The sequence below is a fragment of the Serratia sp. N21D137 genome (assembly GCF_047530005.1).
GTDB lineage: Bacteria > Pseudomonadota > Gammaproteobacteria > Enterobacterales > Enterobacteriaceae > Chania > Chania fonticola_B.
This window is the reverse complement of the sequence record NZ_JBLJAJ010000021.1, coordinates 32,430-49,747: the sequence shown is the minus strand read 5'-3', so window position 1 is coordinate 49,747 and position 17,318 is coordinate 32,430. Positions and strand designations below refer to the sequence as shown.

Annotated in this window: 16 protein-coding genes and 1 pseudogene; 1 reads left to right on the top strand and 16 read right to left on the bottom strand. The window is 50.4% G+C overall.

Features of this window, described 5'->3' with window-relative positions:
* Positions 1 to 12: 12 nt before the first annotated feature.
* The 7 genes from ACMV5H_RS16780 to ACMV5H_RS16750 form a co-directional block, all read right to left on the bottom strand.
* Positions 13 to 525 (bottom strand): fimbrial protein, encoded by a 513-nt coding sequence (locus ACMV5H_RS16780; protein ID WP_414822132.1) that lies wholly within the window; start codon positions 523 to 525, stop codon positions 13 to 15.
* 28 nt (positions 526 to 553) lie between these two features.
* Positions 554 to 1,072: a fimbrial protein gene (locus ACMV5H_RS16775; protein WP_414822131.1), complete on the bottom strand. Its 519-nt coding sequence runs from the start codon at positions 1,070 to 1,072 to the stop codon at positions 554 to 556.
* Between the two features lie 86 nt (positions 1,073 to 1,158).
* Positions 1,159 to 2,151, bottom strand: coding sequence for a fimbrial protein (locus ACMV5H_RS16770; RefSeq protein WP_414822130.1), 993 nt, complete (start codon positions 2,149 to 2,151; stop codon positions 1,159 to 1,161).
* Between the two features lie 11 nt (positions 2,152 to 2,162).
* Positions 2,163 to 4,748: a fimbria/pilus outer membrane usher protein gene (locus ACMV5H_RS16765; RefSeq protein WP_414822129.1), complete on the bottom strand. Its 2,586-nt coding sequence runs from the start codon at positions 4,746 to 4,748 to the stop codon at positions 2,163 to 2,165.
* 98 nt (positions 4,749 to 4,846) lie between these two features.
* Entirely contained in the window at positions 4,847 to 5,521 is a 675-nt protein-coding gene (locus tag ACMV5H_RS16760) for a molecular chaperone (protein WP_414822128.1), read from the bottom strand.
* An 88-nt stretch (positions 5,522 to 5,609) separates the two neighbouring features.
* On the bottom strand, positions 5,610 to 6,137 hold the full coding sequence (locus tag ACMV5H_RS16755; RefSeq protein WP_414822127.1) for a fimbrial protein: 528 nt from the start codon (positions 6,135 to 6,137) through the stop codon (positions 5,610 to 5,612).
* A gap of 404 nt (positions 6,138 to 6,541) precedes the next feature.
* Positions 6,542 to 7,180: a helix-turn-helix domain-containing protein gene (locus ACMV5H_RS16750; protein ID WP_414822126.1), complete on the bottom strand. Its 639-nt coding sequence runs from the start codon at positions 7,178 to 7,180 to the stop codon at positions 6,542 to 6,544.
* A gap of 409 nt (positions 7,181 to 7,589) precedes the next feature.
* On the opposite strand from ACMV5H_RS16750, the pseudogene ACMV5H_RS16745 reads away from it, so the two are divergent.
* Positions 7,590 to 8,113, top strand: a pseudogene (locus ACMV5H_RS16745) (transposase); the annotation flags it as partial.
* Here the strand turns inward: ACMV5H_RS16745 and ACMV5H_RS16740 are convergent.
* The 9 genes from ACMV5H_RS16740 to ACMV5H_RS16700 form a co-directional block, all read right to left on the bottom strand.
* Entirely contained in the window at positions 8,013 to 8,996 is a 984-nt protein-coding gene (locus tag ACMV5H_RS16740) for a hypothetical protein (protein ID WP_414822147.1), read from the bottom strand. The pseudogene ACMV5H_RS16745 and the gene ACMV5H_RS16740 sit on opposite strands and share 101 nt — an antisense overlap.
* Before the next feature lie 18 nt (positions 8,997 to 9,014).
* A complete protein-coding gene (locus ACMV5H_RS16735; RefSeq protein ID WP_223498908.1) occupies positions 9,015 to 10,133 on the bottom strand; it encodes a hypothetical protein in 1,119 nt (372 codons plus the stop codon).
* Positions 10,134 to 10,167: 34 nt separating this feature from the next.
* Positions 10,168 to 12,771 (bottom strand): fimbria/pilus outer membrane usher protein, encoded by a 2,604-nt coding sequence (locus ACMV5H_RS16730; protein ID WP_115160375.1) that lies wholly within the window; start codon positions 12,769 to 12,771, stop codon positions 10,168 to 10,170.
* Between the two features lie 15 nt (positions 12,772 to 12,786).
* On the bottom strand, positions 12,787 to 13,551 hold the full coding sequence (locus ACMV5H_RS16725) for a molecular chaperone (RefSeq protein WP_115160374.1): 765 nt from the start codon (positions 13,549 to 13,551) through the stop codon (positions 12,787 to 12,789).
* The gene (locus tag ACMV5H_RS16720; protein ID WP_261454453.1) at positions 13,548 to 14,267 is read right to left on the bottom strand and encodes a molecular chaperone; all 720 of its coding nucleotides are present in this window, start codon (positions 14,265 to 14,267) and stop codon (positions 13,548 to 13,550) included. The genes ACMV5H_RS16725 and ACMV5H_RS16720 overlap by 4 nt, the downstream gene beginning before the upstream one ends.
* 7 nt (positions 14,268 to 14,274) lie before the next feature.
* Positions 14,275 to 14,841 carry a fimbrial protein gene (locus tag ACMV5H_RS16715; protein ID WP_115160373.1) on the bottom strand — a complete coding sequence of 189 codons (567 nt, stop codon included), beginning with the start codon at positions 14,839 to 14,841 and terminating at the stop codon, positions 14,275 to 14,277.
* Positions 14,816 to 15,532, bottom strand: coding sequence for a molecular chaperone (locus tag ACMV5H_RS16710; protein ID WP_094982099.1), 717 nt, complete (start codon positions 15,530 to 15,532; stop codon positions 14,816 to 14,818). Before ACMV5H_RS16710 ends, ACMV5H_RS16715 begins: the two co-directional genes overlap by 26 nt.
* A 59-nt stretch (positions 15,533 to 15,591) precedes the next feature.
* The gene (locus tag ACMV5H_RS16705) at positions 15,592 to 16,143 is read right to left on the bottom strand and encodes a fimbrial protein (protein WP_094982098.1); all 552 of its coding nucleotides are present in this window, start codon (positions 16,141 to 16,143) and stop codon (positions 15,592 to 15,594) included.
* A gap of 617 nt (positions 16,144 to 16,760) precedes the next feature.
* Entirely contained in the window at positions 16,761 to 16,907 is a 147-nt protein-coding gene (locus tag ACMV5H_RS16700) for a LuxR C-terminal-related transcriptional regulator (RefSeq protein WP_115160371.1), read from the bottom strand.
* Positions 16,908 to 17,318: the final 411 nt, after the last annotated feature.

The window sequence follows — 17,318 nt, the reverse complement described above, 5'->3', positions numbered from 1 at the left end:
AAAACACCAAGCCTATTGGTAAGTAAAATTAATGAGTACGGTACTGTTAAAACTACCCGCTGTGGTATTACCATGTACACTATATATTCGGCTTGCAAGGTCAAAAACGGCATTATGTTGGGCGTCAACGTTCATCGTCATGCTGCTGCCGTTGCCTTGCACCACACTTTTGTCCGCATTTTGCGCGATTTGCACCGCCACATTCCCCGCCGTGCCGCTGTTGGCAAAGAGTGTTATGTCATCGGTGGACGGGGTACCACTGAAGGTCGCTGTTACTCTGTTAGTTGAGATTGGGCACTGGGTTACCCTTACGGTAAAGGGAATCCATATAGTAGCAGTACCATTGTCTTTCAAATCGCTGCTGCGTAGCGGGCCAAAATCAACGTCCTGGTTAACTGAGCCGCTGTCAACATTGCAGGAACTTGCCACCACTGTGCCGTTAATATTTAGATTGGTAGCCTGAAGTGTACTACTCATCATTCCAGTGATCGTTATCAGCAGCGCGTTTTTAATCAGTTTTCTCATTCAGGCTTCTCCCTGTGAAACGTGTGTTTTAGTTATAGGTGAAGTTGGCTACAACTACTGCGCTGATAGTACCAGGCGCAGCCTGGCCTGTTGCATTAGCGCGGGCACTTAACACATAGGTCACGGTTCTGTCGGCCTGAACGGACTGTGTTAGCGCGCTGTTGTTACTCAGAATGGTCCCTGTGCTTGGTTGCGACAATTCAACCGAGATGTTTGTTGCTGTACCCGTGTTTTTAAAGCGGGTGCCGCCTGTTGCGGTATCTGGGGTTCCGGTAAAGGTTACCTTGACGCTGTTGGTACCGACAGGGCAGTTGGTTAACACCAGAGCAAATGGTGTCGGCGTTGAGCTTGCACCGGTCGTCAAGGTTGAAGCTGGGATGGCAGTCCCCAAATTAACGTTCAGATCACTGAGGTTGTTATTCACCGTACAAGCTGAAGCCACTACAACACCGGTAATATTGATATTGACCGGATCAGCATGAACAATGGTCATGCCTGAAATTATGACCAGCATAGCCAGGGCGGAATTTTTAAATGCTGATTTCATAATATTTTCCTTATTACGTTTATGTTTCTCTGGAAGTATGATAAAAGAACTTCCTTCATGAACCTTTGTCAAATAAATGTCAATGGCTATTGATAGGTTAATTCTAAAGTTACCGTCGCGTTAGCTGAACCGGTAGTTGGTGTTGCTCTAGTCTGGTAATATTGCGCGGTGAGTGGAAGTGTTTCCGTGCCGCCAGTAGATGTTTTCAATACAGCATTATTACCATTAATCGCAAATGGTGCGCTATTATACAATAATTGAATGCCTACACCAGTTGCTACACCCGCAGTACCCGCATTCGATAGTTTTAATACCCCATTCGCACTAGTATCAGGGTTTTGTGTTCCAATCAGCCTGGCATTAATACGGGCACCAGAGCCGCAATTTAAGCTGATGTTGAATGCTTTGGGTTTCAGCGTCTTACCAACGGCTGTCAGATCGCTAGTCAAAACAGGATCTAATGGAACGGTGATAGACGAATTATTAATCGTACATGAAGTAGATAACACATTAATGTTAGTTGCAGAAAACGTGAGTTCGTTTGTAACAATAGTGATATACTTTAATTGTGCGGTTGGAGACGGAAATGATACCGGTCCAGATTGCAGTGAACCTAACGCAACCAATTGCACTCTATATAAGGATGAAGGTATATACTCCATTCCTGGTCCCGCATCGAAAGCTTCTGCGCGGGCCGGATAATAGACTGTTCGAATCCATTGCCCCAAGAATGGTGTGTTTGCAAAATATGTCCTTATTCCAATCGTGCTGTTGGTGGTTTTATATACATCGCTGTACCCAGGGACTAAAGTCATAGGGGAGACATAGCCCAGATATGTATAATCAGCCCCAGAGCAGTAAAGATCACTAGTACCACCATTTACCCAGCCAGAATCCCAGAGAATCGTTCCTGGAGCAGTATCCCTTCCGAAAGTCAAACTTGCAGGGAGATTCACCCGGGTTTGGATTTTGGAAGCATTGTAGAAGTGACATTCTGAGGCCAGTGATTGTTGGCTGAAAATAATGGATATTACAGCCAATCCTAGCCGTAGCATTTTTTTAGCAGTAATTACTAACATAATAAAACCCTTTACTTACACTGTCCGTTCATGGTCTGAACGCCCAGATTTGTTTTCTGTTTTGTCAGGGAATAGTTCACCTGGCACTGTTGAGAGGCTTCGTTACCCCATTTGACGTTTAAAATACCGCTATCAGCCAGTCCAGTCAGATAAACCTGCCCACCGTCACCCACAATAAAACCTTGTGCCGTCTTCTGCCCTGGAGTGGTTACCGTTGCGCCGAACGGGATAGGTGCATTGCTACCTTGGCGTAGTAGGGTCATTAACACGCGTTGACCCACGTTGGCATTAAAGTTGGCTTGTACCACGGCACCTCGTGTTGGTACTACGTTCTGGCTGGACAGAGTCAAATCAACATCATCTGGTAATGTTGCCGTATCAAGTTGTACCTGGTTTTTCCGGTATGGCGAGGCGTATGGCACGATAGCGTATCCCCGCCAGTCGGTTTTTACTCCGGTCTGGTTGTTGACGCCTACCCCGTTTGCTCCCGGTGCTTTCACCAGCATAATCGTTTCGCCCATCGATTGACCAAAGGTCACACCGTCTTGGTGAACAATTACCCCACCTTGTAGGCCATAGTTCACCCGTCCACTGTTTTTGTCATATGAATAACCAGCGTTCACTTGCCCGTAGGTACCACGGTAGTCCGCATTCACGTTGCCGCTATTGCCTCTCCCTTGGTCGCCATGGCTTTGCTGTACGTTCCAGCTCAGGTTATTGTCCGTCAGTAGCGTACCGTTGAGTCCCGCCGTGTTGGAGGTCCCACCATTTTTGCTGGTGCTCATGTTATAAGTGGCATAGGTGTTGCCTAACCAACGTGACAGCGGGACACTGATGCTGAAGGCCAACACCTGGTCGCGATCGTATATACGACCACTGCTGCCATTATTTGGATTACTGTCGCTATAGTTATTACCTGCCGTTGAGTTTTTGTTATAGCTATAATTCAGACCATAGCTGATACCATTCCAACTGTTGTTATAACCCACACCAATCGACTTCATATTGCGCTTGCTGTTCCAGTAGTCTTCACTCACCAGGCTGATAGACAGCGCCCCGGCGTTTTGCCACAAGTTTTGGCTCATGGTGATTTCGGCCCGGTTACGACGGCGCTCAATCAATGGGCTGCTGTTACCACTTCGATAAGTGTCCATCACTTCCTGCAGACTGTAGTAACCTGCCGTAGAGTAACGATAACCAGCAATGGCAAAGTTGGTTCCGGTCTGGGGGATGTTTTTGCTGTAACGAACCCGCCAGGACTGGCCGCTCTCTTTAGCTCGATCCTGCATGGTTGACCAGGCCTGCGTTACGTCGGTTGACAGGGCTCCAAAGCCACCAAGATTTTTACCTACCCCCAGTGCCAACGACTGATACTTGCTGGCAAACTGGCCACCGCCGTACGCAGTAAAGCCATTGCGCAGGCCGTAAATAACCGTTCCTTGGCTGAATGGGGTTTTATCTACGTTGCTATCATATGAACGGTATTGCCCACCAGTGACCGCATACTTCAGGCGACCTTCACGCTGCAACACTGGCAGAGATGCAAACGGCACCACCAGTTGTTGTTCGCTGCCATCGGCTTCTTTAATGGTGACGTATAAATCACCACTGCCCCCTGTCGGGAACATATCGTTGATTTCAAACGCGCCCGGTGCCACATAGGTCTGGTAAATGACATAGCCGTTCTGGCGAATAATCACCTGTGCATTGCTGCGGGCAATGCCACGGACCACCGGGGCATAGCCCTGCAGGCTGTCCGGGATCATGCCATCGTCGGAAGCCAACTGCGCCCCTCTAAAGGAGATACTGTCAAACACATCCGCCAGTGAACTGGAGTCCCCCAGGATCAGTTGACTCTTCAGCGCCACAATATCGCGCTGTGCATAGGTGTAGACCGTGTCCCACCGATCTTGTCCGGTGCTTAAACGGTTGTAGGTAGTGTAATTACGTAACCGCCAAGAGCCGACGTTCAGCCCTGGGCGCAGGTTGACGTATTGACTGCTATTGCTCTGTGACGTGCCATTGCGAGCGTTATTGTTAGCCCCAGTCATGCTGTAGTTCAGTAACACAGCCGGAATACCGTTATCCCACTGTTCCGGGGCAACATATCCGCGTGCCGTCTGAGAGACCGCCGCTTGCGGAATACTGATCAACAACTGTTGAGCACTGAATCGATATTCCGTACTGGCCATAGGAATGGCGCTCAGATTGGCGCATTCACTTTCGCCCAATCCAGGAAATAGGTCGATTTTTACGCCCATTGCAGCTAGGAATTTACTGCTTAGGCAAGGTTGTAATTGTGGTTTTCCATCCTTCCCCTCGATGGACTTGAAAGCGACATCGCGGGTATCAACCTGTTCATTGTTGAGGTAAATATCAACATGATAAGTGCCCGGTGCTTGGCTTCCGCTCTCTTCAAATACTGATAGGTCGGTCATCCCTTGTTGCGGGTTATCTATTTGCAACAACTCAGGATTAAAATAATCTCGCGCTTGGGCCGTGAAAGTGATGCTGCCCAACACTGTGGCAACCAGATAGGCAAGTTGGCTTATGCGTGGAACATGACGCCATGTGTTTTTATATTTTCTACTTTTCATCCGTTATTGCTCCCATGCTTACAAGGCTTAATGATTGCCCTGGTTCCTTGCCTCACGATCCTGCGAGGTTGATGTTCTTGCCTGGTGTAAAATAAAACTTACAATGTGCTGGTATGTGGCTCACCTATGCCACCGTAGTCGCTGATAATTTTCCACTGAACGTTGCCACTACTAGCAGCAGGCAGTGCAAAGCTAGCACTACTCATTGGTGCTACATAGGTGGCATCTTTTACTTCCTTACCGCCCACTTCAACAGACTGGAAATTCATGTAAAACGGCGTTGGGTTGGTGACCTGTAACTGATTTCCATTGCGCTTCCATTTCAGACTGTTGGCGACATCTTCGGGCACACCATTCAGACCTTGTGGTCGGAAAATCAATTTAATTCGGGTTTTTACAGCGACCTGCAGAGTATTCTTTCCCTCAAGTTTCGGGGCTGAGGGAATAGATTTAATATTTAGCCAATAGAGCGTTTCCTGGCTGTTGGAAAGGTTTCCGCCAGCTCTCACTACGCGCAGCACGTTATCCTGTCCACCGTCAAGGCGGAATAGCGGTGGCGTGACCATAAAGGGGGCTTTCTCAGCGGCATCACCGGTTGTTTCAACCCAAGACTGGATTAAATAAGGCACTTTATCCGGGTTGCTGACGTTCAGTGAAGCCTCCTTTTTATTGCCGTCATAAATCAGCCTGGTTCCACCTACCACCACACCGGCCTGTGCAGCGCCAATAGTAAATAACAGAGCAGCGGTAACTATTCTGGGAATAAATTTCATTTTGAGGTCCATATAGGATTAAGAAGAGCGGGTCAACACACAGTGGCGCTGACCCGGATTTCAACGCCTGTAAACAGCGGACAAAATCTTAGTTGTAGACAACAGTGAAGCTAGCAACAGCGTTTGCCGGGCCTGCTGTTACAGTTGCAGAGTTAGAGATATAACGTGCTACGAAGTCCAGATTGTTCATGCCGGTAGACACAAGTGGATAGGATGCTGAAGCGGTAAACAGTGGCAACACATTTTGAGAAGAATCAGTCAGCTGGATGCCTACACCGGTAGCAACACCGCTCTGTTGAGTCAGAGCCAGGATGTTGTTGTCACCGTTTGCCGCAGTACCATCGAACTTGACTGAAGCTTTGGTTACCGTGACCGGACAGTCTTTCAACTGCAAGGTAAACTTGGTAGCAGCGGCCGTATCGCCAGCAGCTGTGAACGCAGTTTTGGAAACCTGGCCCAGAGTTACGTCCAGCGGATTGGTCATGTCATTAACAACGGTACAGGCTGAATCAATGATTTCGCCTTTGAAGTTAACCTGACCATCAGCAGCAAAAGCAGAGGCAGAAGACAGAACGGAAACAGCAGCGATGGCAACAGCAATAAGACTCTTATTCATGACAAAATTTCCTTAAAAATTAAATGTTCGCCAGTAAAGAACGCGCAGGTTAATTGTGAAACTGGCGGCTGTTTTACGTGGCTTTTCCATGGTGATGATAGAGCAACAGTAAAAAAAGCTAAGTATTGCTTAACATTAAAATAACAGGCACACAAGACAATGCCGTGACTGTAATTAACATTACGCTTTTACTTAAATCATTTTCCATCTGTTAATTGTCATTATCCATGTTCGACGTGGTAGCTCAACTGATTTCAGGTTTAAATATGTATTAAAAGTCTTTTTTTGGACTTTTTAATTTATTTTACCACTCAGATCCATTGGTGATCACATAAGATACCCTCCAAAAATAAATACAATAACAGTAAAGCTTAGGTGTTCTAGATGTTAAAATCAGGCTGGTTTTAAAATCTTTTTGGCAAGGAGTTTATCTTGATAAGTACGCCTTTTTTCATGGTTACATACCCTCCTTCTTTTAACGACGAGAGTATTTTCATTATTCCACTACGTGAAAGCATACTGCGCTCCTGGATATACTCTAATGCAGTGGTTGTCGCTCTTATTTCAAAGCACTCAGTGCTAAGGGAAATTAGTAGGTTGCAAATGAGTTGATAATTGCTGATGCCTACAGTTTCTTTTTGATACTCGCAAAAACGTGTTGCTGATAACATGAGTATATAACTAATTTTTTTCCATAGATCATGTTTATCCGCATGGGATAAAAAATCATCCACTGACATTATTTCATATTCTATATCACTAATTGCTAATAGGTGCATATCTGATTTGATATTAAAAATGTCCTGCAAGCCGAATATATGTGGGGATTGTATTGTTGATAAAACCAGAGAGTCCTGGGTTCTTTTGACAATGCAAGCCCCGCTATAGAGTAATAAACACATTTTTTTATCAGCATATTTAAGGTCGAGTCGCTGCCCTGCGCACCCTTGCTTTAGTTTATTTCTTGAATTTAGTAGTGTTAATATCTCTTCAATAAATGAGGTGAGTTCGGAGTGTTCTGTTAGCTTATTGAAATCAAACATACAACTTCCTCAAGTAAATGGCAATATTCTATCTTGAAAGAGATGTGACCCTTTCGTGTTTTTACGATATTTTTTCGTCAGAGAGCCTTCGGTATTGTAGATGTTCATGCTGTATTTGGCATGGCTCAATCCGCTTGGTGATTCAGGATATTAGGCGATAGTTTAGATTACTTTAATTGTTTAACCTTCAGCTCGTTCTATGGCGCTTATAGTAACTAGGGGGATTCTGTCAAAACATAAGGAATTCCTTAAAGTGAAAATGTCCTTTTTCCTGTTCCCTAATCTGTTGATGGCTTAGTGGAAGGCCTATGGTAAATGGCAGACAGCATGACCCTACCCCAAAATCCTGCTCCATTCAGAAACAGAATTCCGGCATGATAAACACTCCCCCTGAGTGGAGGTTGTGCCGATGAAAAAGTCACGATTCACCGAAGAACAGATTGTCTTTGCCCTGAAACAGGCCGAGCTGGGTACATCGGTGCCTGAAGTCTGCCGTAAACTGGGTATCTCTGATGCCACCTTTTACACGTGGCGTAAAAAATACGGTGGAATTTCTCCTTCAGAGCTGAAGCACATGCGGCAGCTCGAAGAAGAAAATCTCAGGTTGAAGAGGCTGGTTGCCGATCTGAGCCTCGACAAGGCGATGCTGCAGGATGTGCTGGCAAAAAAGAACTGACGCTGGCACGCCTGCGCGAATGGGTCAGGGATTTACAGGCCCGATACGGTGCCAGCGAAAGACAAATCTGTTTTGCGCTACGGCTCAGCCGCAGCTCGTTTAGATATCGTTCTGTTGCTGCTGATGACAGCGCACTGCGCCTGCGTATTCGTGAGATCACCGAAACGCGAATTCACTACGGATATCGCCGGGTACATGTGATGCTCCGGCGTGAGGGCTGGCGTGACAATCACAAACGGATCTACCGCCTCCCTCGCGCAGCGCCAAACTGCTCGGGACTGATTGATACAGGCCGGTTAACGGCCGGAACTGCAGGTTTATATTGGCATCGATAAAGTCGGAGGATTGTCCACAACTGGTGATGAGTGGATAGGATTGCACGGCCAGCTCGGCCCCGGCCTGCGGGTCCTTCATCACGTTGCCAAAGGCGATTGAAATGGGGGTATTGACCGCACACTCGAGCGTGGATATGCGCAGCTTGATAGCGGACGGGAGGATTGAAGCTCTTCTATCCCCAGCCGCTACCTCTGAGAAACTGGCAGCATACATCTCCGGTAAGGTTATTTCGGCAGCCTTCTGTTGACCATCGGCAACCAGCACCCAGGTACCCGATATTACGGCAGCACGAGTCGTGGAAGGGGAATAAAAATATTCCTGAGAAGTCATTGCTGGCGGCAGGCACCAGCTATAAGCCTCAGGTGAGGTTACTTGAGTTCCGTTGCTGCTTACCCCTTTGGTTTCTGGCAGCCCCAGCGTACCGGATAGCAAAACGAAGCTGCCCATAAAGGTGTAATAGCCTACCTGACCGCTGGCTCTGGGTATGAGCCCCACGCCCGGTGCTATCTCTAGGGCTGGATAACCCGCAATGACCTTCAGAAAACCAGTCCCTTGGCAACTGCCCTTACTTGAAGAAACAGCCAATAGCCCGTGTTTGACATTAAGGCGTGCATGCTCCATAGAGCCACTTAAGCTTGCCGTAAACGGCAGACCTTCCCACAAAATCCCCGTCCCTTTACCCATGATAATGGTTTTTGCCAGAACGGCTGGTGGGGTCAGGCTCAATAACAGCGCCAGCAGGCCGAGTGCGCAGCAGCGGTGGCAATATAGAGTAGGCTTTGGCGTACTGGCGCTGTTTTTCACTTTATTGTCCTAGCTATGCTAATTAAACGTCACCAGCATTTCGGCGGCGGCACTAACGTCACCGAGTGGCAGATCTTTGCCGCCGGAACACAAGCGCCAGGTCACCTGATTGCTGATACTCAGGCTGGTTTGCGCCTTGGTGATACGGCCGATTTTTAGCTGGCGATTATCGAACTTCAGTCCGCTGGTGGCGATACAGCTTCCGCTGCCGGTCACGCCGTTATCAATCTCACCGGTGATATAGCCCCCGCCCTCGCGCAGGGCCAAACGGCTCGGGGCTGATTGATACAGGCCGGTCAATGGCCGGAACTGCAGGTTGATATTGGCATCGATCAGGTCTGAACTTTGCCCACAGTTGGTGATCAGTGGGTAGGATTGCACGCCCAGTTCGGCCCCGGCCTGCAGGTTTTCCATCACGCCACCAAAGGTGATTGAAGTGGGAGTATTGACCGTACACTCAAGCGTGGATATGCGCAGCTGGATATTGCTCGGGAGGATAGAGGCCGATAGGTCCCCAATCGACACCGATGAGAAACTGCCGGCATACATCACCGGGACGGTTATTTCAGTAGTCTTCTGCTGACCATCGGCAACCAGTACCCAGGTGCCTGATATTGTGGCTTTTCGAATATAGTTAGGGTTATAGTAATTGTTTTGGTATTTCATTGATGGCGGCAGGCACCAGCTAAAAGTATTAGGTGCGATTACTTGACTCCCGTCGCTGTTCCCCCCTTTGGTTTCTGGTAGCCCCAGCGTACCGGATAGCGAATCTTCCTTGAGGGAAGAATACCGGGCAAAGGTTGCATTACCGAAGCCTCTGGGAATGAGCCCCACGCCTGGCGCTAGTTTGAGTGCTTGATAACCCGCGATGGACGACAATTCATCATTGGGTTGGCACATATTGGAGTGTGAAGAGATCGCCAATAGCGCATACTTAGGAGTAAGGTCTTGTCTCCCTATCGTGCCACTTAAGGTGACATTAAACGGCAGGCCTTCCCACAAAATGCCTGTACCTTTGCCAATAGTAATGGTTTCCGCCAGTGCGGCTGGTTGGCCCAGGTAGGCTAACAGCAGTATGCAGGAGGCTTGGTAGCGGCGGTTTAGCGTATGTCTTGGTATGCCGGCGGTATCTTTCACTGTCACTTGTCCTTGTGGATTGGTTTGTGCATGGTTATCGGCCTGTTTCACAACGTGCCGTCAGTTGGCGGATCGGGTTGCTTGCAGAGGGAGCGGCAATGCCGCTCAGGTTGAAACTGGCACGGCACTGCTGATGGTCAGCGTGCCCCCATTTCGCCGTCAGTGTGCCCTGTTCCGGTAGCCCGCTCAGATACACTTGGCCCGAATCTCCAACGATACCGGTATTGTTTTTTCCTGCCGGAGTATCCGCCACCGTAATCACCGTGCCGAATGGCAGGCTGGTATCCCCCCGTAGCAGCGTCACCAGCGCCTGGTAACCCACTCGGGTGTCAAATCTCGCCATGACGACGGCCCCTTTGGTTGGGGAGACGTTAAGGCTTGATTGCGCCATATCCACATCCTCCGGCAGGGTAGTGGGGTTCAGACTGATGCTGTTGTTCTGGTAGTTCGCCAGATACGGCACCAGCGCGTAACCGCGGCTGTCGGTGCGAATGTTGCCGTTGAGCACCTCAACGCCGCCAGCGCCTGGCGCGCTGACCACCGCCACCGAATTGCCGAGCATGGACCCTAGCGTCACGCCTTCCGGGTGCAGCAGCAGGCTGCCGTTGCCGCTGAGGTTGAGTGAGCGGAACTGGTTGCTGTAGCTGTAGCCCAGATTGGCCTGGCCTTTACTCCCCCGATAGCCCATATTCAAGTTGCTGTTATCACTACCATTATCGTTCGACCAGCCCTGCATCAGGTTGTAGGAGAGGCGATCGTCCATGGCGTTGCCACTGATGCCCGCCTGTTGTTGTATCTGGCCTTGATTGTTATGGGTTACCTGGTAGCTGGCATAGCTTTGGCTATTGGCAGCCGCACTGCCAAACAGGCGGAAGGGGACCTGCACCGACATCGATAGCTGGCGGTTCTCTGGCCAGCTGCCGTCGCCCTTGATGCGGTCAATCCCATAGGCAACGCCGTAGCTGACACCACGATAACTGCCGTTGTAACCAACGGAAACGGTGTTGTTCACTCGGCTGTTCCCCCAGTAATCGTTGCGTGAGGCCGATAGGTACAGGGCCCCCCAAGAATCCAACTGCTGGCTGATACGCAGTTGGAAATTGGAGCGTTGGCGTGTCAACGCCCAGGGCACCTGCCCTGCGTTGAGCTCAAAGCCCAGGTTGTTAAAGTCGGCGAAGGTGTAATAGTTGCGAGTGGAGTAGCGGTAGGCCGCGAGATCTACCGAGGTCCCGGTGCTGAGCAGGCTTTTGGCATAACGCAACCGATATGAAGCCCCTTGGTGGCGTTGGTTTTGCCCTGCTAACCGGGCATCCGAGGTGGTGACGTCTGCCGAGATGGCGCCGAAGTCACCCAACGACAGGCCAGAGCCTGCCACCAGGGAGTGATAATCGGTGGCAACCAGCGCACCTCCGTACAGAGTGACGTTATAGGGTAGGCCATACATTAAGGTGCCCAACCCGAAAGTCGCTTCTCGGGAGGCTTGGGTGATCCCTCCGTTATAGCGCCCGCTGGTGAGTTCATACTTCAGTGCGCCAGGGCGTTGCATCACCGGTAATGACGAGAAGGCCAGGGTTTGGCTGCGTACTGAACCGTCTGCCTCGGTGATGGTGACCGTCAGATCGCCACCTTGGCTGCTCTGGTACAGATCGTTGATACGAAACGGGCCAGGAGCGACATAAGTTTGATAGACAATGTTGCCGTTCTGGCTCACCGTTACCCGTGCGTTGCTTTGGGCAATGCCGGTGATCACCGGAGCAAAGCCGCGCAGGCTATTGGGCAGCATATCTTCGCTGGAATTCAGTTTGACGCCCCGGAAGGGAATGCTGTCGAACACGTCATTTCCGCTGCTGCTTTCACCCGCCAGGATCTCGGAGCGCCACGCACGGATATCGTGTTGTAAATAGGTATCGGAGAATTGGCTGCGCTGATAACGGCTTGAAGAACCTCCCACACGGCTTTCATTTTGGGTATAGGTCATGGTGCTGCGCAGGCGCCACCCTTGGTAGTTGATCCCGCCAAGCAGGTTGGCGAACAGATTGCTCTGCTCGCTTTTGCCCATGCCGGACTGTGCGCGTTGCCAGTTGCGGCTCCCGTTCAGGCTATAATTCAGCAACAATGCGGGGACACCCTCGTCCCATTGTTCAGGGGCGACGTAGTCCCGGGCATGTTGCTGCATGGCGACCTGCGGAATACTGATGTCCAGACGCAATTGGGCCAAATCGAAGCTTAGCTGCGATTCAGTAATGAGCTTTCCCAGGCTGGCGATGGGAGTCTCAGGCGGCAAGCCGCTAAAGCTGGGAAGTGCCTGAGTATTGACGCCAAGCTGGTGGAGGAATGCCGGAGTCAGCTGCGGTAGCACCTGGCCCTGGGCATCTTTTTTGAATATCAGACTGTATTGCCCTTGTTCCGACTGATTCATCCACAGCGTCACCAGATAGCGCCCTTCAGGGGTCTGGCCGGAGGATTCAAACACGGTCAGATCGGATGTAGCCAACTGGTTGCCACCTAGCGCCAACAGGCCGGGATCGAAATAGTCTCGGCCCCAGGCAGGTACGGCACCGGCCAGCAGCAGGGCTCCGGCCAAAGAAGGTGAAAGACCTCGAATGCCGGGCCTGTTTTTTATTGATGTTCTATCCATGATTTTAGCGCGTCCTTAAACATCCAATGGGGGCAAGCCCTGCTGACAAACGGGAGTATTCCAACCATCCTCATCAATAAGTTGCCACTCGACATGGCCGCTGGTCCCGGTAGGGGCGGGATAGCGTTGTTGTCCTTTCGGCGGCACCATCAAACGTAACGCGGGTTTATCCAGCGAGACGCGGTCCGATTTCAGCCGCGAAAAGGTGAGCCAATAGGGAGTGGGGTTATCGGCAATCAACTCTTTTCCCGCGCGGTGAAAACGCAGTTGGCAGGCCACGTCGGCCACGGCGCGTTTAGCCAATCCCTTAGGGCGGTAGAACAATTTCATATTGCTGACTACCGTCACCGCCATCTGGCCTACCGGCTGTGGTTGAACGTTTTGCACCTGCGCGGGGATCGCTTTCATGGAGATAAAAAATACCGACTCGCGATCTGTCGGCAAGGGTTCTCCATTGCGCCGGATACGCAGTGTCAGTTCACTCTTGGCCTCTAAGCGCGCCAGCGGTGGCGTGACAATAAACGGCATTTTCGCTTGCTCGCCCTCGCTCAAATCGACATCGCCGGTCTGGCTATCGACCGGGCGCACCCGGGACTGCATCAAATAGGCGGCTGCGCTTTTGTTGTCTACCGCCAAACTGACGCCTTGCTTGGCGCTTTCGGGATAAATCACCCGCAGAACATAAAATGAGATCCCCGTGGAGTCGGGCTCTGCCGCCTGGGGAGCGGTCAAAAACGGCAGGCTGCACAGCAGCAATATCGCTTGGCCAAGGTGTTTCATGCGGGTGGGTCCTTTGGTGATGGCAGGGCCTGCAGGCATGGTGCAGATAAGCCGCCGAAGTCGGTAATGGTTTGCCAAACGGCTTGCCTGGCCGACGGGTTACCGGGGTACACCTGTGCGCTCATCGGGGCAATCATCGCCAGCTGGGTGTCCAGATCGATAAGCTGACCATCGAACTTCAGTGAAGCAAACGTGAGAAAATAGGGGGTCGGGTTGTCAATGCGCACCCCTGCTGCCGTAGGCGTCAATCGCAGTTGGCAACTGGCGTCCCTCGGGGCGATGTTGAGGCCCTCAGGGCGGTAAAACAGTTTGATGGCAAAGCGAAACCCCATCGATAAGTGCGCCTCTGCCAGTGCCGACTGTTTCTGTGCGGGGATCGCCAATACCGAAAGGTAAAACAGCGACTCCCGATCCGTGGGCAATGCCTGATCCTGTTTGAGGATGCGCAGTAATTGTTTGCGCTCAGGGCCGAGCTGCAACAGCGGCGGCGTGACGATAAATGGCGTTGGAGCCTGGTCGTCGAGTGCGCGTTGGATACGGCTTTGGATCAGAAATTTTTGTGTGCCGCTATTATTCACCGTGACGGTTTGTGCCCTGTCCGCTGCGGAAAACACCACACGGGTCTGATTTAAGCTGATACCGCCGTCGGCTATTGCCATCGGTCCGGTAAAGAGCAACAGCAACAGTGCGATAGATGAATAGCAGGCAGATGACATGGCAACCTCAGCGGTAGGCGAATGTAAAGGTGATACGGGCGATAACCTTCCCCGGCTTCACCGTCGCGCAGCCGGTACTACCACCGCAGCTGATACCAGCAAAAAAGGGGAGGTCTTTACCGACCGGTATCTGCCCCATGGCCGCCAAGGGGTAAGTATCGGTAGGTTTGACCTCGGTGCTGTTGTAATTGGGCATGTTGGCACTTTGTACCAACATCACCCCGCTCCCACCGGCACTGGAGTCGCTGCTGCGAAACAGCCATTTGCCATCTTGGGTCACGCCCTCACCGCTGACCGTAATCATCGGCTGTAGGCCAGCAGTGGCGACACCGTCACAGTTGCCAGCCTTGAGGGTAAACGGCTGTGAGTTGATCAGGGCACCGCTACGCAAGCGCGCCTGCGACATCTCATCCAGCGGCAGTACGCTTTTATCCAGGCTTAGGGAACAGGTGCCTGGCATGATCGTTGCGGAAAAGTTCAGCGTCACGGCGGGGGCCGTGCTGCTGGTTAATCCGGTAACCATAGCGAGTGAGATGAGGGATACCTTCTTAAGGCAGAGCCTGTTTAAACGCATCAACGCCTCCCTGATCGTTAATGGTCTGCCAGTCAATGGCCCCACTTTTCGCCGTGGTGGGATAGATATGGGAACCGAATGGCGCAATCATCAGCGCGTCCGGCGTATCCAACTTGAGCCGTTGCCCGGCAAAGGTCAGGCTGGCCAGGCTGACAAAATAGGGGGAGGGGTTACTGACCCGCAGCCCGCTATTGACGCGGGTGAAGCGCAGGTTTTTCTGTGCTGAACCCGAATCTGCTGGTAGCTCTGTAGGGCGATAAAACAGCTTGATGATGTTGCCGACGCCAAATTGGGCGGTGGCACTCACGTTGGCGCTCTGTTGGCTGGCGGTCGGCTCGGTTGCGGCTGGGATCGCCATGGCCTGGAAATAGAATACCGACTCGCGATCTTTGGGCAAGGATGCGTCATTACCGGTAATGCGGACCTGACTCTCGCTCTTGGCTTCCAGCCGAAAAACCGGTGGTGTGACCGTAAATGGAGCGGCGTCACGACTATCTGGGGTCAGGCTTACCGCAGCCTGTACCAGATAAGGCAAGGCGGGCTGAGTGTTGCGCAGCGTAACGGCAATGCTGCCTGCTCCCTGCGGGTAGATAAGCCGGGTTGCATTAATACCAAATCCCTCCGCCACTACGGCGGACGAACTGCACAGCAGCGCCATCAGGACGGGAAAAAATAGCGTTATGCGCGTCATTTATTGCCCCTTGGTAGGAAAAAAAAGCAGGCAGCCGAAGCCGCCTGCCTAGAGGTAAATCAGTTATAGGAGAAAGCAAACAGGATCGGTGCCTTGACGGAGCCAATGTTGGTTTTGTCCGCGCTGGTGGAGGCCAGGCCCACCTGCAGGCTCAGCGTTTTGGCATTAAAATCGCCAGCGGCTGGCGTTGCGCCTGCGGTTGCGATCAGGAGTTTGTCACCTGCCTTGATATAGACGTTTGGCTTGCTAACTTCGCTCAGCATGATACCGGTGTTGGTGCCGGTGGAGTTGAAGACGTTTGAGTTGGCAGCCAGCGTTTGGCCGCTGACGACCAGGTTAGCGGTATCAGCAGCGGCAACAGGGGCCTCACAGTTGTTCAGACCCACGGTGAACTGTTTCTGGCTGGACGCGATCGGGGTCAGAACGCCGGTAAATTGCTTGGGTGAAAAGTTACCCAGATCCAGGCTGTTGGTAGACAGTGAAACGTCACAGGTGGCAGCAACCACGTTGGCCGTTACGGTTAATTGGGCGTTAGTTGCCGCTTGAGCGTTGCCCGCTACGGCCAGTAAAACCAATGCAGCCGGAGCCAGAGTGAAAATTGATTTACGCATGAGTGCTATTCCTTTAGATTGAGATGGCTTATTAAAAACGAGTTGATGCTTGCTAGACTTACAGTTATCTCTGCTCAGAAATAACTGGATGTCTATCTGTTAACGGGTTCTTTATTCATTTACTACGCTAGGTAGGCGATATTTACTTCCGAGGGGGGCTCCCTCTGTATTTCGCTTTTAATAATTTCAAAATACGTCATGGTTGTCAAAATGTAAGGGGGGTGCATGGTTTGAATTTAACACATTGATTTATAAGATTTATTATTTAATTTATGGATTTTTTATGTGAAAACATTAGTTTTTAATTTTGTTACTTTAGGTTTTCATAGGTTTTTATTCTTATATTAATATTTACTTGGTTTTTATGTCTTTTTTTGGGTGTTTTTTATGGAGTAGGTGAGGGAAAGGCATTTGTAGGCTATAGATAATAAAAAATTATGGAAATTATCTAAATTAAGTGGGTGCAGACCAATTTAATTATGTTGCGGATTGATAGTCTAAAAATAATTATGTCGCTATTACGTTCATAGAATAAAAAAAGTGGTTTTGCGTTCACCTGGGGGGGGCAACTCTCGGCGATCCTAAGTCTGGATGAGCAACTCGAGACTCTTGCGGAATCAGATCAAAGACAGGCCTACCAGATGAGAGGAGTCACGCAGTTCAATCCACCGGTACAACTCCTGGTTAGTCTTGACGCACAGTTTGCGCATGGCATTGCGCTTATGGCCATTGACAGTCTTGTCCTTGATGCCCTGCGGTGCCACGCCCGCTCATTCCTATGGCCAGATACTTCAGCACTTCAGTTCCTTGAGCGTCAGTAATGAGGAACATCCGCTTTTCCCTACCCTGGAGCGCTCTACTTCCTGCAGGAATAAGGCTTTGTCGAGTAGGGCTTCAATTGCCTAAAAATCAAAGCGTAAAAATACGCATTGATTGGGTTAGACATTCTGATTGAAAATTAATTTGCTGGGTTGTATTGAATGTCATGCTTTATTGTATTGCCGTTCATAACGGATTTAAATGGGAGTTTTCTCTTTGTTTTTTCTTTTTGTCTTATAATTGGTTGCATGCTTGAATAAATTCATCCATAAGCGATTATAAAATATGGGGAATATTTCTCATGATATCTAATGGTTATTGTAAGCAATAAAATCGATTGACGATAATAATTTTAT

Excerpts from the sequence above, each read along its gene's own strand:
- ACMV5H_RS16780 (WP_414822132.1), bottom strand. The coding sequence starts at position 525 with ATGAGAAAACTGATTAAAAACGCGCTGCTGATAACGATCACTGGAATG.
- ACMV5H_RS16775 (WP_414822131.1), bottom strand. The coding sequence starts at position 1,072 with ATGAAATCAGCATTTAAAAATTCCGCCCTGGCTATGCTGGTCATAATT.
- ACMV5H_RS16770 (WP_414822130.1), bottom strand. The coding sequence starts at position 2,151 with ATGTTAGTAATTACTGCTAAAAAAATGCTACGGCTAGGATTGGCTGTA.
- ACMV5H_RS16765 (WP_414822129.1), bottom strand. The coding sequence starts at position 4,748 with ATGAAAAGTAGAAAATATAAAAACACATGGCGTCATGTTCCACGCATA.
- ACMV5H_RS16760 (WP_414822128.1), bottom strand. The coding sequence starts at position 5,521 with ATGAAATTTATTCCCAGAATAGTTACCGCTGCTCTGTTATTTACTATT.
- ACMV5H_RS16755 (WP_414822127.1), bottom strand. The coding sequence starts at position 6,137 with ATGAATAAGAGTCTTATTGCTGTTGCCATCGCTGCTGTTTCCGTTCTG.
- ACMV5H_RS16750 (WP_414822126.1), bottom strand. The coding sequence starts at position 7,180 with ATGTTTGATTTCAATAAGCTAACAGAACACTCCGAACTCACCTCATTT.
- ACMV5H_RS16730 (WP_115160375.1), bottom strand. The coding sequence starts at position 12,771 with ATGGATAGAACATCAATAAAAAACAGGCCCGGCATTCGAGGTCTTTCA.
- ACMV5H_RS16725 (WP_115160374.1), bottom strand. The coding sequence starts at position 13,551 with ATGAAACACCTTGGCCAAGCGATATTGCTGCTGTGCAGCCTGCCGTTT.
- ACMV5H_RS16720 (WP_261454453.1), bottom strand. The coding sequence starts at position 14,267 with ATGTCATCTGCCTGCTATTCATCTATCGCACTGTTGCTGTTGCTCTTT.
- ACMV5H_RS16715 (WP_115160373.1), bottom strand. The coding sequence starts at position 14,841 with ATGCGTTTAAACAGGCTCTGCCTTAAGAAGGTATCCCTCATCTCACTC.
- ACMV5H_RS16710 (WP_094982099.1), bottom strand. The coding sequence starts at position 15,532 with ATGACGCGCATAACGCTATTTTTTCCCGTCCTGATGGCGCTGCTGTGC.
- ACMV5H_RS16705 (WP_094982098.1), bottom strand. The coding sequence starts at position 16,143 with ATGCGTAAATCAATTTTCACTCTGGCTCCGGCTGCATTGGTTTTACTG.